We start from the raw sequence: 1,716 nt of genomic DNA on the forward strand, positions 1-1,716 counted from the left end.
GATCGCCGCCGGGGCGGTGCGCAGCCAGGGCTTCGACGTCAGCCTGGTTGGGCAGGTCACGCCCGAGTTCCGGGTGATTGGCGGATACGCCTTCATCGACGCGGCGGTCACCCGCGACGAGGTGCTGAGGGTCGGATCACCGCTCCTCAACATTCCACGTCATAGCGGCTCGCTGCTCGGGATCTACGAGGTTCAGGCCGGCGACTGGAAGGGTTTTGGGATCGGCGGTGGGTTCCGAGCGGTCGGCTCCCGGCTCGGCGACAGCGGCGTCGAGAGCTTCCGCTTGCCGGGGTACGTCCTGACGGACGCGCTGGCCTACTACCGCTACGAGAACCTGCGCTTCGGGCTCAACGTCGACAACATTTTCGACGAGACCTACTACGAGCGCTCCTACAACACCTTCTGGGTCGGCGTCGGTGAGCCGCGGCGGGTCACCGTCAGCATGACGGCACGGTTCTGATGGGCGAGCGTCCGGAGCCGCCGGAGGCATCGACCAGTCTATCGCTCCTGTCCGGCCGCATCGCCTCCATCGATGCCCTACGCGGGCTGGTGATGGTGCTGATGCTTCTCGATCACCTGCGCGAGACCTGGTTCCTGCACGTACCCGTGGCCGACCCGGTCGACGCCCGAACCGCCCTGCCGGCCGTGGCCCTGGCCCGCCTCCTCGTCAGCCTGTGCGCACCCATCTTCATCGCGTTGACCGGCGTGGCTGCGTACCTGTTCGGCACCCGGCACACGCTGGCGGAGACGCGGGCCTACCTGCTGAAGCGTGGGCTCGTGCTGATGGCGCTTGAGGTCCTCTACCTGTCGGAACTGTACTGGGGCGTGGCCAGCCCGACGCTCTGGCTGCAGGTCATCTGGTGCATCGGCGTCTGCATGATCGTCCTCGCGGTGCTGGTCGGCTTGCCACGTCCGATCCTGTTCACGGTGGGGCTGCTGGTCGTCTGCGGCCACAACCTCCTCGACCCGATCCACCTCCAGCCTGACCAACCGTTCTTCGCGGTCTGGGCGATGCTGCACCAGCGCGACGTCATCGCGTTGCCGTTCGGGCTGGTCGCCAAGACGACCTATCCGGTGCTCCCGTGGATCGGCGTGATCGTGCTCGGCTACGCAATCGGCCCGTGGTTCCTGCCCACCGTAGTGGCGCAAACCCGCGAGCGCCGGTTTCTGGCCCTTAGCTGCGGGATGCTCGTCGCTTTCATGGTCCTGCGTCTGGCGAACGGCTACGGCGACAAGCCCTGGTTCGTCGTCGAGGGCGACGCGCTTCGAACCACGTTGAGCTTCGTCTCGCTGACGAAGTATCCCCCCTCGTTGTTGTTCCTGCTGCTGACGCTCGGGATCGGGGCGCTGCTCCTGGTTGCCCTTGAACGGATGCGCGACGCCCCGGTCGTCTCGGCCCTGGCGGTGTTCGGCGGAGCGCCGTTGTTCTTCTACCTGCTCCACCTCACGATTCTGCGGCTCCTGTACCATGGCGCCGTCGCCATCTGGGGCCCGACGCAGGGCACGGTGTTCGGCGTTGCGAGCTATGGCTGGGTGCTGGCCTGGTACGTCGGCCTGGTCGTGCCCCTCTACTGGCCGACGGCTTGGTTCTCGCGCTTCAAGGCATCCCGACGCGAGATCGCCTGGCTCAGGTATCTCTAGTGGATGAAATCTGACGGATGGAGCCCGTTCCCTGGGCCCACGCCCGGCCCCTTGCCGACCCTCGGAAGGTCCGCT

Annotated in this window: 2 protein-coding genes; both read left to right on the forward strand. The window is 66.8% G+C overall.

All coding sequences use genetic code 11. The annotated features are described in order from the left end of the window. On the forward strand, positions 1 to 460 hold a 460-nt coding region (locus COGEMETH_RS25385; protein WP_238185431.1), incomplete at its 5' end, for a TonB-dependent siderophore receptor. After that, positions 460 to 1,641, forward strand: coding sequence for an acetyltransferase domain-containing protein (locus COGEMETH_RS25390; RefSeq protein ID WP_238185432.1), 1,182 nt, complete (start codon positions 460 to 462; stop codon positions 1,639 to 1,641). The genes COGEMETH_RS25385 and COGEMETH_RS25390, both read left to right, overlap by 1 nt. Positions 1,642 to 1,716 lie beyond the last annotated feature (75 nt).

This window comes from Methylobacterium trifolii (genome assembly GCF_022179685.1).
Classification (GTDB): domain Bacteria; phylum Pseudomonadota; class Alphaproteobacteria; order Rhizobiales; family Beijerinckiaceae; genus Methylobacterium; species Methylobacterium trifolii.